Raw genomic sequence first — 13730 nt, 5'->3', positions numbered from 1 at the left:
TGCGGTGGACACTTACCAGTCGACGAGCGAGGTGCCGGAGCAGCCGGTGGCTGCTGTCGGCTACGCGGGCGTGCTCCGCGAGCTGCTGCCGATCGCCCTGTGGCGGGAGGACGCGGACGGGCGCGTCGTCGAATGGTCCCTGGCCGCACAGGACCTGCTGGGGCACCGCCCCGAGGACGTCATCGGCCGGTCCGGCTCCGCCGTGCTGGTCCCCGAGGCCAACCGGGAACTCGCCGAGGAGCTGACCCGCCGCGTCCAGTCCGGCGAGACGGTCGTCGGCACCCTGCCGGTACGCCACCGCGACGGGCACCGGGTGCCGATGGAGATGTGGATCGTGCCCGCCCGCGACCCGCAGGGACGTACGGGGGCCCTGCTCATCGCCGTGGAGACCTCCCAGGTCCTGCACATGCGGGACTCGCTGGCCGCCCTCCAGAGCCTCTTCACCCAGTCACCCATCGGCCTCGCCACCCTCGGCCCCGACCTGCGCTTCCTCCGGGTCAACGACGCCCTGGCCCGGATGAACGGGGTCTCCGCCGACGAGCACGTGGGCCGGCGGCTCACCGAGGTGGTGCCCGGGGTCAACGCCACCGCCCTGGAGGCGATGATGCAGCGGGTCCTCGACGTGGGCACCGCCGTCGTCGACGTCCGCCGCACCGGCCGCACCCCCGCCGATCCCGAACACGACCGGACCTGGTCCTGCTCCTACGCGCCCCTGCTCGACGGCTCCGGGCGCCGCCTCGGCCTGATCGCCTCCCTGATCGACATCACCGACGGCCAGCGCGCCCAGGCCGACGCCGAACGGGCCCGGCACCGCTTCGCCCTCCTCGCGGAGGCGGGCACCCGCATCGGCACCACCCTGGACCTGCGGCAGACCGCCCAGGAGATCGTGGAGCTGCTGGTACCGCAGCTGGCGGACTCCGCCGACGTACAGCTCCTCGAAGCGGTGCTCGAACCCGACGAGGCCGGAGCCACCGCCCACGGGCTGCTGCGCAGACTCGCCGCGGTCTTCCCCGACCCCTTCGCCCCGACCGCCCGGCTCAAGGCCGGCCAGACCTTCCGGATCCCGGCCGGGACGGCCTACGAGAGAGTCATCGCCGACGGGGTCCCCATGAACCTGTACAGCGCCGACGTCCCCGCCCTGATCACCGCCCCCCGCGCCGACGATCTGCGCGCCTACCTCGCCACCCTCGGGTGCGCCCGCATGGTGCCCCTGGTCGCCCGCGGCAAGGTCCTCGGCGCCGTCGCCGTGACCCGGCTGCGCGGGCGCGAGCCCTTCGACGAGGAGGACTGCGTACTGATCGACGAGCTGGTCGCGCGCGCGGCCCTCAACATCGACAACGCCCGGATGTACACCCATCAGCGGCAGGCCGCCCTGACCCTCCAGCGCAGTCTCACCAACAGCGCGCTGCCCGAGGTGGCGGGCCTGGAACTGACCGGGCGCTACCTGCCCGCCAGCGACCACGACGTCGGCGGGGACTGGTTCGACGTCATCCGGCTGCCCGGCGGGCGGACCGGCCTGGTCATCGGGGACGTCATGGGCCACGGGATCCACGCGGCGGCCGTCATGGGCCAGCTGCGCACGGCCGTACGGACCCTCGCGCGCCTGGACGTGCCCCCGGCGCAGATGCTCCGCTCGCTCGACGCGGTCGTGGCGGACCTGGGGGAGGACGAGATGGCGACCTGTGTCTACGCCGTCCACGACCCGGGGACGGGCACCTGCGCGATCGCCCGGGCCGGCCACCCCCCGCCGGCCGTGGTCGGCCCCGACGGGCGGATCACCTTCCTCGACGGCCCGCCCGGGACCCCGCTGGGCACGGGCGGGCGGGAGTTCCCCGCGCAGGAGGTCCGGCTGCCTCCGGGGAGCCTGCTCGTGCTCTACACCGACGGCCTCATCGAGGCCCGGGACCGGGACCTCGACCAGGGCATGGACCAGCTGGCACAGGCGCTGAGCGGGCCGGAGCAGCCCCTGGAGGCGCTGTGCGACGGGATCCTGGAGCGGCTGCTGCCGTACGCCCCCCAGGACGACGTGGCGGTGCTCCTGGCCCGCACCCGGCAGCCCTGACCGGCCGGGAGCAGGCCGGGCCGGGGCTTGGCCGGGAAGGGAGCGCGGCCGGTCAGGGGCCGCGCCTCACCAGGCCAGGTCCTCCAGCGCGTCGAGGTCCGGCTCCGCCACCCCCGGCAGTTCCCCGCCCCCGGCCAGCGGCAGCTCGGCCCAGATGACCTTGCCGCGGTCCGTGTAACGGGTGCCCCACCGCTCGGCGTACTGCGCGACGAGGAACAGCCCCCGCCCGCCCTCGTCGGTGGTGGCCGCGTACCGCAGGTGCGGGGAGGTGCTGCTGCCGTCGGACACCTCGACGATCAGGCTCCGGTCGCGCAGCAGCCGGACCCGTACGGGCGCGCTCCCGTACCGGATGGCGTTGGTGATCAGCTCGCTGAGGATCAGCTCGGTGGTGAAGGCGATGTCCTCCAGGCCCCACGCGCTGAGCTGCGCCGAGCCCGCGTTGCGCACCCGGGAGACGGCCGACGGGTCGCCGGGCACCTCCCACTCGGCGATCCGGTCGGCCTCCAGCCGCCGGGTGTCGGCGATCAGCAGCGCGATGTCGTCGCTCGGCGCCGGGAACAGCAGCGCGGCGAGCACGTCCGCACAGGCCTGTTCGGGGCTGCGGCCGGGCCTCGACAGGGCCTCGCCCAGCAGCCGCAGCCCGGTGTCGAAGTCCCGGTCGCGGTCCTCCACCAGGCCGTCGGTGAACAGCACGAGCCGGCTGGCCTCCGGCAGCTGGAAGTGGGCGGCCTCGAACGGCATGCCGCCCACGCCCAGCGGCAGCCCGGTGGGCAGCTCGGGGAACTCCACCCACCCGTCGGGGCTGACCAGCGCGGGACCGGGGTGTCCGGCGCTGGCCATCACGCACCGCCCGGAGACCGGGTCGTAGACCGCGTACAGGCAGGTGGCGCCGGTGATCTGGGCCGACTCGCCCACACCGTCCGAGGCCCCGTCCTCCTCGCTCCCGCCCTCACCCCCGCCCGCCGCCGCGCCACCGCTCTCGTTCTGGTCGATCCGGTTGATCAGCTCGTCCAGGTGGCCGAGGAGTTCGTCGGGGGGCAGGTCGAGCGTCGAGAAGTTGTGCACGGCGGTGCGCAGCCGCCCCATGGTGGCCGCGGCGTGCACCCCGTGGCCCACGACGTCTCCGACGACCAGCGCCACCCGCGCCCCCGGCAGCGGGATCACGTCGAACCAGTCCCCGCCGACACCGGCCTTCGCGGGCAGGTAGCGGAAGGCCACGTCCACGGCGTTCTGGTCGGGCAGTACCCGGGGCAGCAGGCTGCGCTGGAGCGTCACGGCCATGGCGTGCTCGCGGGTGAAGCGGCGGGCGTTGTCGATGGAGACCGCGGCGCGCGCCGCCAGCTCCTCGGCGAAGGACAGGTCCTCCTCGTCGAAGGGCTCCGGGGTGTCGGCGGCCCGCCAGAAGTTGGCCATGCCGAGGACGACGCCCCGCGCCTGGAGCGGTGCGGAAATCAGCGAGTGCAGCCCGTAGCCGAGGGCCAGGCGGGTCCCCTCGGAGTCCTGGGCGCGCCAGCCCATCGCGGCGTTCAGATCGGCGGCGAGCATCGCGTGCCCGGCGTCCAGGGCCGAGGCCATCGGCGCCGTCGGCACCTCGAAGCGGATGACGTCGCCGACCGGCTGGAGCGGATGGTCCGTGCTGACACCGCTCATGGCCGCCCGGCGCATCTCGGTGAAATGGCCGCTGACCAGCGAGGGCTCGTCACCGCGCAGCACCGGGTCCAGCAGTTCCACGGTGGTGAAGTCGGCGAAGCGGGGGACGGCGACCTCCGAGAGCTCCTCGGCGGTGCGCACCACGTCCAGGGTGGTGCCGATCCGCACTCCGGCGTCGTACAGCAGCTGGAGCCTGCCGCGGGCCACCTCGGCCCGGCCGGAGAGCGCGGCGAGCTCCGTGGAGTCGCGCAGCGTCATGACGGTGCCGGAGGGCTGGCCCGCGTACGGCTCGGTGGGCCGGACGTTGACGGCGAGCAGCCGGTCGCCCGCCAGGTGCACCTCGTCGGTCGCGATCCGGCCGGAGGTGAGCAGTTCCGCGGTGCCCGGGTCGAGGCCGAGGTCGCCGACGTGCCGCTGTTCGGGGTCGGGGGGCAGGTCGAGGAGCCTGCGGGCCTCGTCGTTCGCGAGGATCAGCAGATGGTCGGCGTCGATGATGAGGACGCCCTCGCGCACGGCGTGCAGGACCGCCTCGTGGTGCTCGTTCATCCGGGTCATCTCGGCGGCGCCCAGGCCGTGCGTCTGGCGCCGCAGCCGGCGGCTGACCAGCGCGGCGCCGCCGGTGCCGAGGAGGAGGGCGCCCGCGGCGGCGCCCAGGAGGAGCGGGAGCTGGTCCTCGACCGCGTCGGAGACGTTCGCCACCTCGATGCCGGTGCCGACCAGGCCGATGATGGCCCCGCGCTCGTCGCGTACGGGAACCACGGCGCGGACCGCGTCGCTCGGCTCGCCGGTGAAGGTCTCGGTGAAGGACTGCCCGGCCAGGGCGCGCGCCAGGTCGCCGGTGGCGCGCTCGCCGATCAGCTCCGGCCGCGAGTCGGTGTACCGGATCCCCTCGGTGCTCATCACGGCGAGGAAGTCCACGCCCGAGGCCCGGCGGGCGGCCTCGGCCAGGGGCTGGAGCGCGGCGGTCGGGTTCGGGGTGCGCAGCGCCTCCGGGAGACCGGGTGCGTGGGCGAAGGCCTCGGCGGCCGCGAGGGAGCGGTTGGCGGCGTCACGCCGGATGTCGTACCGGGCCTGGACCACCAGGGCCGCGGCGGCGGCGGCGATCAGCAGCAGCACGATCACCGCCTGGAGGGCGAAGACCTGACCGGCGACGCTGTGGACCCATTTGGACAGTCGCGCGAGCAGGCGCGGGCCCCATCCGGTCGGCTGTCGACCAAAACGTCCGGTCATGAGCCATTTCTAACACTGTCCGGGGGTTCGGGGTGGCTGCCGGGCCTCGCGATCCAGCCTTCGGGAACCCAGCCTCGCCGGCGTTTGAGGCGCGGGGTCTGGGGCGGAGCCCCAGGAAACCCGGCTCCGCCGGGCACCGGGCTCGCCGGGACCCGCGCCTCAAACGCCGGCGAGGCTGGGATGGCGGAGGCCCGGACCCCGGTGGGGGTCCGGGCCTCACCGGCCGGGACGGCTCAGAGGACGTCGGCGGCGATGTTCGCCGCGACCCGCTCCAGCAGGGGACCCGCGTTCGGGATGGACTTCGCCGGGTCGGGCTCCAGGTCCGTCAGCGGGTACGCCCGGCGGATGCCGGCCGCCTCCAGGGCCTCCTGGCTCAGCAGCAGGCGGCCGCAGACGGCCACCACCGGCTTGCCCGCCGCGCGCGCGGCTGCCGCCACGCCCGCCGGCGCCTTGCCGTGCAGGGTCTGCTCGTCCAGCGAGCCCTCACCGGTGATGACCAGCGTGGCCCGCTCCAGGGCCGGGGCGAAGCCCAGCACCTCCAGCATCAGCTCGATGCCGGGACGGAACGTCGCGCCGAGCAGCAGGGCCCCGTAGCCGATGCCGCCCGCGCCGCCCGCACCCGGGAGCAGTGCGCACTCGGCGGCCTTGGCGCCGATCGACTTCTCCAGCACCACCGCGAAGTGGGCCAGGGCCGCGTCGAGCGTCGCCACGTCCTCGGGCGAGGCGCCCTTCTGCGGGCCGTAGACCGCGGGCGCGCCCTTCGGGCCGGTCAGCGGGTTGTCCACGTCGCTGGCGAGGACGAAGTCCACCTCGGCGAAGCGCGGGTCCACGCCGGACAGGTCGGCCGAGGCCAGCCCGGCCAGCGCGCCGCCGCCCGGACCGACCGGTTCGCCGTTCGCATCCAGGAACACGGCGCCCAGCGCGGCCAGCATGCCGGCGCCGCCGTCGGTGGTGGCACTGCCGCCCACACCGAAGACGATCGAGCGCGCGCCCGCGTCCAGCGCGGCCTTCAGCAGCTCGCCCGAGCCGTACGTGGTGGCCGTCAGCGGCGCGAAGGTGCCCGCCGGGAGCAGCTGGAGCCCGGAGGCCTCCGCCATCTCGACCACCGCGGTGCCCTCGCGCAGCGCGAAGGCGGCCGTGACCTGGTCACCGAGCGGTCCGGTGACCCGTACCTCCCGGCGCTCGAAACCGGCCGCCACCGCGGCCGCGACCGTGCCGTCGCCGCCGTCCGCGACGGGGAGGGTCTCGATCTCCACGCCCGGTACGGCCTTGCGAAGGCCTGCCGTCACCCGCTCCGCGACCTGAACGGCCGTGAGCGAGCCCTTGAATTTGTCCGCGGCGATGAGCACGCGCGCGGTCTCAGTTACTGCTCCGTCCGTCACCTTGCTATTCCCTTGCTATCGAACAGTGCAGTCGCGCCGCCATGAGCTTATCCGGAGGATCCTCCTATGCCCATGAGTGGCCTGGGCCACACCCGGCGCGCCATGCCTCTAAATCGGTATATACGCCTGCATAGTGTGGCCGCATGAGCGCGGATTCACTGGAACAGCCACATCCGGACTCCCCAGGTGGCGGCTCCGGCGGACCTGCCGGGGGCACGCCCGACCTCACCGTCGTCACCGTCGGTGTGATCGCCGTGCTGGCCGTCGTCGGCTGGGCGGCGCTCGCCAAGGGCTCCTTCGACACCGCGTCGAGCACCGCGCTCGCCTGGGTGCTGGAGAACTTCGCCTGGCTGTTCGTGATCGCCGCCGACGTCTTCCTCGTCATGTGCGTCGTGCTCGCGGTCAGCCGTTTCGGCCGGATCCGCCTCGGCGCCGACGACTCCGAGCCCGAGTTCACCAACCTCGCGTGGATCGCCATGATGTTCAGCGCGGGCATGGGCATCGGCCTGATGTTCTACGGGGTGGGGGAGCCGCTCACCCACTACCTGAACCCGCCCCCCGCCTCCGGGGCCGCCCCCGCCACGGGCGCCTCGGCGCTCGCGGCCATGGAGTACTCCTTCTTCCACTGGACGCTGACCCCCTGGGCGATCTACGGCATCGCCGGTCTCGCCCTGGCCTACGCGACCTTCCGCAAGGGCCGCGGCAACCGCCTCAGCTCCGCCTTCGTCCCGCTGATGGGCGAGGAGCGGGCGAACGGCCGGGCCGGCAAGGCCATCGACCTGCTCGCCGTCTTCGCCACCGTCTTCGGCACCGCCACCAGCCTCGGGCTCGGGGCGCTCCAGGTGTCCAAGGGGCTCAGCCTCACCACCGGGATCGAGGACTCCACCGGCGTCGAGCTGGTCATCATCGCCTCGCTCTCTGCGGCCTTCGTCCTCTCCGCCTTCTCGGGCCTGCACAAGGGGGTCAAGTGGCTGAGCACCATCAACATCGTGCTCGCCGCCACCCTGATGCTCTTCGTCTTCGTCCTCGGCCCCACCGTCTACGTCCTCGACGTGATCCCCTCCAGCGTCGGCGGCTACCTGCACCAGCTGCTGCCCATGGCCAGCCGCACCGGCGCCTTCACCGACTCCGCCTGGCTCGGCGCCTGGACGATCTTCTACTGGGCGTGGTGGCTCTCCTGGGCGCCCTTCGTCGGCACCTTCATCGCCCGCATCTCGCGCGGCCGGACCATCCGCGAGTTCCTCATCGGCGTACTGCTCGTCCCCAGCGGGGCCACCGTCATCTGGTTCTGCGTGATGGGCGGCACCGCCATCCGACTCGACTCCACCGGCGCCGTCGACTTCGCCGCCGAGATCAAGGACGGGACGGAGGCCTCGCTCTTCGCGATGCTGGACGCCCTGCCGCTCTCCGCGGTCACCTCCTGGGTCGCCATGCTCCTGGTCATGACCTACTTCGTCACCAGCGCCGACTCGGCCTCCCTGGTGATGGGCTCGCTCACCAGCCGCGGCTCCCTGCACCCGCCCACCTGGCTCGTCGTCACCTGGGGCGTGCTGATGGCCGCCGTCGCCGCCGTGCTGCTCGTCGCGGGCGGCCTGAAGTCCCTCCAGACCGCCACCATCCTGGTCGCGCTGCCCTTCGTCATCGTCATGCTGCTGCTGTGCTGGGCCCTGGTGAAGGAGCTCCGCGAGGACCCCGGGGCCGGACCCGTCCGCCACCACGCCCTGCACGGCATGCGGGACGCGGTCACGGCCATGGTCGGAGACGCCCTCACCGAGCAGGGCGCCGCCCGCCACCCCCGGCTGCGGCGCGTCGCCGAGTCCAAGGGTCAGGGTCAGGGCCAGGGCCACGAGGACGGCGGCCCCGGTACCCCCGGAGGGTGATGCCCGCACCGTGATCCCCGGACCCCGGGGAGGCTGGGTAGGGTTGCGGCGTGACCACCACGGATGACTACGCCACCTACATCGCGAGCCTGCCCCGGGTGCTGGCCGGAGCGGCCGCCCTCTACCGGGACGGCGAGGGCCGGGTCCTGCTCGTCGAGCCCAACTACCGCGAGGGCTGGGCCCTGCCGGGCGGCACCATCGAGTCGGACCAGGGCGAGTCACCGCGCACCGCGGCCCGCCGCGAGAGCGCCGAGGAGATCGGCATCGACGTACCGCTCGGCCGGCTGCTCGCCGTCGACTGGTCGGTGGGCGCCGGCCGGCCGCCGATCGTCGCGTACGTCTACGACGGCGGGGTGCTGGACGCCGCACAGCTCGCCTCCGTCAAGCTCCAGGAGGAAGAGCTGATCTCCTGGCGGCTGGTCGACCCGTCCGAACTCACCGCCTACCTGCCCGGAGCGCTCGGCCTGCGCACGGCGGAGGCCTGCCGTGTCCTCCGGTCGGGCGAGGGCACGGCCGAGCTGGAGAACGGCCGCCGCCCCGCCGCCCCGTGACATCGGGGCCCCGTGACCGTGCCGACGCCGAGCAGGACAGAATCCAGTAAATGATCACCATGTACGCCTGGCCCAGCACCGCTGACGGACCCGAAGCCCTCCCCATGGTCCACTTCACCACCGACCAGCAGGCCGGCGGTGAGGTCACCGCCGAGGGGACGCCGGTCTGGCTGTTCGACACCGCGATACGCGAGGGCGGCTGGGCCCAGTTCACCGACTTCGAGGGCTGGTCCGTGCCCGCCACCGGCTGGCAGGCCTTCTACCGCCGCGAGGACGACCTCCTCGCCGTCACCGGCCCCGGCTCCTGCGAGGGCTGGTACCAGGGCAACCTCGGCGCTGACCCCGACTGGGTGGAGGCGGCCGCCGCCCAGCAGAGCGTGGTCCTGCTCGCCGCCCCCGTCCAGCACCCGTCGCTCTACAGCTACGCGGTGGAGGCCGGCGCCGCCTTCGCCCTGCTGGTCCCGCTCGCCGTCGTCTGACGTACCGCCGGGTCCGGAGCTACTTCCCCTCCAGCTCCAGCAGCCGCACCTTGCGGTCCAGCCCGCCACCGTAGCCCGTCATCGCGCCCGAGGCGCCGATGACGCGGTGGCACGGGACGATGATGCTGACCGGGTTCTTCCCGTTGGCCAGGCCCACCGCCCGCGAGGCGTTCGGCTTGCCGAGCTCCGCCGCGAGCCGCCCGTACGACCAGGTCTCGCCGTAGGGGATCCGCAGCAGCTGGTCCCACACGCTGCGCTGGAACTCGGTGCCCTCAAGGTGCACCGGGACGGTGAACTCCGTCAGCTCCCCGGCGAAGTAGGCCGTCAGCTCGCGGACCACCTCCGGGAAGGGGGCCGCGCCCGCCGGTACTCGTTCCCCGAAGGTCTCCTCGACGGGCCGGTGCCGGTGGTCCGTCATGTACAGGGCGCTGAGGACCCCGCCGGTGGAGACCAGGGTGAGCGGCCCGAGCGGGCTGTCGACGACCGTGTACTGCTTGCTGGTGGTGCTGGTGCTGGTGCTCATGGGATGTGCTCCTCAGACGGGCAGGTGGTTGATGGGGTGGTCCTCGGCGGCCCACAGGTACTGGACGGCGTACGCGCGCCAGGGCCGCCAGTCGGCCGCCCGCGCGGTCAGGGCGGTGGGGGTGGACGGCAGTCCCAGCCCCCGCGCCGCCCGCCGGACCCCGAGGTCGGACGGCAGGAAGGCGTCCGGGTCGCCGAGCGCCCGCATCGCGATCACCTCCGTGGTCCACGGGCCGAAGCCGGGCAGCGCCGAGAGCAGCGCCCGCGCCGCCTCCCAGTCGCTGTCGATGCCGAGCGGCAGCGAACCGTCGGCGAGCGCCGAGACCAGCGTGGTGAGCGTGGTGCGCCGGCTGCGCGGCAGGGCCAGCGCCTCCGGGTCCAGCCCGGCCAGCGCCTGCGGGGAGGGGAAGAGGTGCGTCAGCCCGCCCTGCGGGTCCTCCACGCGCTCCCCGTACGCGGTGACCAGCCGGGCGGCGTGCGTCCGGGCCGCCGCCGTGGACACCTGCTGGCCCAGCACCGCCCGTACGGCGAACTCCGCAGCGTCCACCGTACGGGGGACCCGCCGCCCGGGGGCCTTGTCCACGAGCGGGGCCAGCAGCGGGTCGGAGCGCAGCTGACCGTCCACCGCCTCGGGATCGGCGTCCAGGTCGAGCATCCAGCGGCAGCGGCTGATGGCGATGGTGAGGTCGCGCAGGTCGGTGAGGGCCAGCCGGCAGCCGATGTGGTCGGGCTGCGGGGTCAGGGCGACGACGCCGGTGCCGTAGGGCAGGCGCAGGGTGCGGCGGTAGGCGCCGTCGCGCCACTCCTCGACGCCGGGTACGGCCGTCGCGGCGAGGTGGCCGAAGAGGTTGTCGGGGTTCAGCGGGGTCCGGAACGGCAGCCGCAGGCTGATCGTCCCCGGGATCCGCGGCTCGACGTCCGCGCGGCGGCTGGCCTTCGCGGCCTTCTCCCGCAGCTCGCTGGGGGAGAGGGCGAAGACCTCGCGGACGGTGTCGTTGAAGGTGCGGATGGAGGAGAACCCGGCGGCGAAGGCGACGTCGCCCATCGGCAGCTCGGAGGTCTCGATGAGCAGCCGCGCGGTCTGGGCGCGCTGGGCGCGGGCGAGGGCCAGCGGCCCGGCGCCGAGTTCGGCGTTGAGCTGCCGTTCGACCTGGCGGGTCGAGTAGCCGAGGCGGGTGGCGAGGCCGGGCACGCCCTCGCGGTCGACGACCCCGTCCTGGATGAGCCGCATCGCCCGGGCCACGGCGTCGGCGCGGGCGTTCCACTCGGGGGAGCCGGGGCTGGTGTCGGGCCGGCACCGCTTGCAGGCCCGGAACCCTGCCTGCTGGCAGGCGGCGGCGCTGGGCAGGAACGTCATGTTCTCGACCTTGGGCGGTACCGCGGGGCAGCTGGGCCGGCAGTAGATCCGGGTGGTCAGGACTGCGGTGAAGAACCAGCCGTCGAAGCGGGCGTCCTTCGACTGCACGGCTCTGACGCAACGCTCGGTGTCGGTGTGCATGGCTCCAGGATCGGGGGTGGGATCACCTGCGGCTGGCGGATTTCCGACATCAAGCGTACCGGCGCCGGCGGCCCCGCGGGCTCTGGGGCTCCGCCCCAGAGCCCGCGCCTCAAATGCCGGCGGGGCTGGATTTTGCCCGGCGGACGGCAGAGGCAAATCCAGCCTCGCCGGCATTTGAGGCGCGGGGGTTCGGGGGCCGAGCCCCCGACGACGGCGCCGCGGCCGGGGCGGTCAGGGGCTGGCAGGGCCCGCGGCGGCGGACAGTCGGTACGCGTCGCGGGCCAGGGTGAGTGCGATCAGGTCGTGCGGGCGCGACAGGGACCGGGACGTCAGGTGCTCCAGGCGGCGCAGCCGGTTGAAGACCGTGTTGCGGTGGCAGTACAGGCGCGTCGCCGCCCGCCCGGCGGAGCCCTCCGCGGCGAGCCACGCGTCCAGCGTCTCCAGCAGCACCGCCCGGTCCGCCGGGTCCAGCTCCAGGAGCGCCCCGAGGACCTCCTGCACCAGCTCCCCCGCCAGCTCGGGCTGGCGGACGACCAGCGCCGTCGGGAGCCGCTGCGACAGCCGGACCAGGGACCGCTCCTCCGCCCCGCAGGTGGCCAGCGCCGTCTCCGCCAGCCGTCGGGCCCGGCCCAGCTCCGCCAGCCCGTCCACCACTGGGCTGATCCCGCCGGGACCGGGGCAGCGGTCGGCCAGCTCCGCCGCCAGCTCGTCCAGCGAGGAGGACCCGAGGGCCGCCACCGCCAGCTCCTGCTCCGCCCGCATCCGCCAGAACAGCCGCATCCCGCCCGCCGCCACCACCCGGTGGACCGAGTCCCGCCGGTCCACCGGCAGCACGACCACCGCGTACCGCCCCTGCTCCGGCAGGTCCAGGCCCGCCGCGGCCCGCGCCGCCAGGCCCGGCGCCGCGTCCCCCTCCAGCAGCGCGTCGAGCAGCGCCTGCACCCGCTCGTCGCTGCGCCGCCGCATCTCCAGCTCACCCGCCCGGTAGGCCTCCGCCGTTGCGGCGGCCTGCTGTTCGATCCCGGCCCACATGGCGCCCGCCGTACGCGCCAGCACCGGCAGGGCCTCCGGATCCTCCTCCGTGACGATGTCCAGCAGGGCGTCCCAGGTCAGCCGCCCCGCGCGCCGGTACGCGTACAGCAACAGGTCCAGCGGCAGGCCCTGTTCGGCCCGCCGACGCCCCAGCTCCTCCGCGTACGCCAGGTCCTTGCGCGAGTCCGAGCGGCGCGCGGCGAAGGCCTCGATGCCGTACCGCATCGCCTCGGTCACCTGTTGCCAGTGCTCGTCGCGCGGCACCGCGAGGTCGAACAGCGGGGAGTGCTTCGCCAGATCGGCTATCAGCTGTTCCGTCAGCACCGGGACGCGCTCCAGCAGCACCTCGGCCGCGGTCAGCAGCACCGACCACTCCGCTTCCGTGCGCGCCCTGCGTCCGCCCATGGCCGCAGAGGATGTCACCCGCCGGGCGCCGGCGTAAGGGGCCGCGTCGGCAGGTCTGTGCCGTTGCACAACCGCACCCCGGTCCCGGCTGGTCATCGGCAGCGATTCCGGTTCGGGCCGTGGACGGCCGCCCCGCCCGGTGCTGGTCTGTGCGCCAGCACAACGCCCGGACCGGGCTTGGCGGTAGGAGGGTATGTGGCCTCGCTTCAGGTACGCGGGCTGTCCGTCGGCTACGGGCCGGTACGGGCACTGCGCGACGTGTCGCTGGATGTGCCCGCGGGCGCTGTGGTCGTCGTACTGGGTGGGAACGGCGCGGGGAAGACGACCCTGCTGCGGGCGGTGTCCCGGACGCTCGCCTTCCACCGGGGCGCCGCCACGGACGGGAACATCAGCTTCGACGACCGGCCACTGGAGGGTCTGGGCCCGGACCGGGCGGTCGCCGCCGGGGTGGTGCAAGTACCGGAGGGGCGGCAGGTGTTCGCCCGGATGACGGTCGCGGACAACCTCCGGGCCGGCGCCCTCGGCGCCCGGGCCGGATCCCGCGCCGACATCGCCCGCTCGCTGGCCCGCGTGCACGAGCTGTTCCCGGTCCTGGCGGGGCGGGCCGGGCAGCGGGCCGGGCTCCTCTCCGGCGGCGAGCAGCAGATGCTCGCCCTGGGCCGGGCCCTGATGGCCCGGCCCCGGCTGCTGCTCCTGGACGAGCCCTCGCTGGGCCTGGCACCGAAGATGGCCGCGACCATCGCCGAGACGGTCAAGGAGATCAACGCCTCGGGCACCTCGGTCCTGCTGGTGGAGCAGAACGCGGCCCTCGCGCTCCGGCTGGCCTCGTACGCGTACGTCCTGGAGGTCGGCGAGGTCACCCTCTCGGGCCCGGCCGCCGAACTGGCCGCCTCGGACGAGGTCCGCCGCCGCTACCTCGGCCTCACGGGCGAGGACACCCCCGCTCCCCGCCCCACCCGCACCCTCACCCGGTGGCCGTCATGACCCACCCCCCGACCCCCACCCCGGCCAACCCACCCTCCGACCCCGAAGGGTCCTC

At 74.2% G+C, this 13730-nt stretch carries 10 protein-coding genes; 5 read left to right on the top strand and 5 right to left on the bottom strand.

Annotation, left to right across the window (positions count from 1 at the left end):
• Positions 1-4: 4 nt before the first annotated feature.
• The gene (locus OG447_RS27255; protein ID WP_266939969.1) at positions 5-2062 is read left to right on the top strand and encodes a SpoIIE family protein phosphatase; all 2058 of its coding nucleotides are present in this window, start codon (positions 5-7) and stop codon (positions 2060-2062) included.
• A 66-nt stretch (positions 2063-2128) separates the two neighbouring features.
• On the opposite strand, the gene OG447_RS27250 is transcribed toward OG447_RS27255, so the two are convergent.
• Both OG447_RS27250 and OG447_RS27245 read right to left on the bottom strand, forming a co-directional pair.
• Positions 2129-4942, bottom strand: coding sequence for a SpoIIE family protein phosphatase (locus OG447_RS27250; protein ID WP_266939968.1), 2814 nt, complete (start codon positions 4940-4942; stop codon positions 2129-2131).
• Between the two features lie 233 nt (positions 4943-5175).
• Positions 5176-6324, bottom strand: a complete 1149-nt coding sequence (locus OG447_RS27245) for a glycerate kinase (protein ID WP_266939967.1) — start codon at positions 6322-6324, stop codon at positions 5176-5178.
• A gap of 143 nt (positions 6325-6467) precedes the next feature.
• Here OG447_RS27245 and OG447_RS27240 point away from each other — a divergent pair, with 143 nt between their 5' ends.
• The 3 genes from OG447_RS27240 to OG447_RS27230 are packed head-to-tail and all read left to right on the top strand — an operon-like array spanning position 6468 to position 9234.
• Entirely contained in the window at positions 6468-8204 is a 1737-nt protein-coding gene (locus tag OG447_RS27240; RefSeq protein WP_266939966.1) for a BCCT family transporter, read from the top strand.
• Positions 8205-8254: 50 nt separating this feature from the next.
• Positions 8255-8755 carry an NUDIX hydrolase gene (locus OG447_RS27235; RefSeq protein ID WP_266939965.1) on the top strand — a complete coding sequence of 167 codons (501 nt, stop codon included), beginning with the start codon at positions 8255-8257 and terminating at the stop codon, positions 8753-8755.
• A gap of 50 nt (positions 8756-8805) precedes the next feature.
• Positions 8806-9234, top strand: coding sequence for a hypothetical protein (locus tag OG447_RS27230; protein WP_266939964.1), 429 nt, complete (start codon positions 8806-8808; stop codon positions 9232-9234).
• 19 nt (positions 9235-9253) lie between these two features.
• Here the strand turns inward: OG447_RS27230 and OG447_RS27225 are convergent, their stop codons facing one another.
• The 3 genes from OG447_RS27225 to OG447_RS27215 all read right to left on the bottom strand — a co-directional run bounded on the left by OG447_RS27225 (position 9254) and on the right by OG447_RS27215 (position 12691).
• Positions 9254-9757 carry a methylated-DNA--[protein]-cysteine S-methyltransferase gene (locus OG447_RS27225; RefSeq protein WP_266939963.1) on the bottom strand — a complete coding sequence of 168 codons (504 nt, stop codon included), beginning with the start codon at positions 9755-9757 and terminating at the stop codon, positions 9254-9256.
• A gap of 12 nt (positions 9758-9769) precedes the next feature.
• Positions 9770-11254 (bottom strand): AlkA N-terminal domain-containing protein, encoded by a 1485-nt coding sequence (locus OG447_RS27220; RefSeq protein WP_266939962.1) that lies wholly within the window; start codon positions 11252-11254, stop codon positions 9770-9772.
• Between the two features lie 231 nt (positions 11255-11485).
• Positions 11486-12691: a CdaR family transcriptional regulator gene (locus OG447_RS27215; RefSeq protein WP_266939961.1), complete on the bottom strand. Its 1206-nt coding sequence runs from the start codon at positions 12689-12691 to the stop codon at positions 11486-11488.
• A gap of 195 nt (positions 12692-12886) precedes the next feature.
• On the opposite strand from OG447_RS27215, the gene OG447_RS27210 reads away from it, so the two are divergent.
• Positions 12887-13675, top strand: coding sequence for an ABC transporter ATP-binding protein (locus OG447_RS27210; RefSeq protein ID WP_266939960.1), 789 nt, complete (start codon positions 12887-12889; stop codon positions 13673-13675).
• Positions 13676-13730 lie beyond the last annotated feature (55 nt).

This window comes from Streptomyces sp. NBC_01408 (assembly GCF_026340255.1).
In the GTDB taxonomy this organism is placed as follows: Bacteria; Actinomycetota; Actinomycetes; order Streptomycetales; family Streptomycetaceae; genus Streptomyces.
This window is presented reverse-complemented; position numbering and strand designations above follow the sequence as displayed.

What these genes read in the sequence shown, in the direction of transcription:
- OG447_RS27220 (WP_266939962.1), bottom strand. Translation starts at nt 11,254, where the DNA reads ATGCACACCGACACCGAGCGTTGCGTCAGAGCCGTGCAGTCGAAGGAC.
- OG447_RS27230 (WP_266939964.1), top strand. Translation starts at nt 8,806, where the DNA reads ATGATCACCATGTACGCCTGGCCCAGCACCGCTGACGGACCCGAAGCC.
- OG447_RS27250 (WP_266939968.1), bottom strand. Translation starts at nt 4,942, where the DNA reads ATGACCGGACGTTTTGGTCGACAGCCGACCGGATGGGGCCCGCGCCTG.
- OG447_RS27215 (WP_266939961.1), bottom strand. Translation starts at nt 12,691, where the DNA reads ATGGGCGGACGCAGGGCGCGCACGGAAGCGGAGTGGTCGGTGCTGCTG.
- OG447_RS27240 (WP_266939966.1), top strand. Translation starts at nt 6,468, where the DNA reads ATGAGCGCGGATTCACTGGAACAGCCACATCCGGACTCCCCAGGTGGC.
- OG447_RS27225 (WP_266939963.1), bottom strand. Translation starts at nt 9,757, where the DNA reads ATGAGCACCAGCACCAGCACCACCAGCAAGCAGTACACGGTCGTCGAC.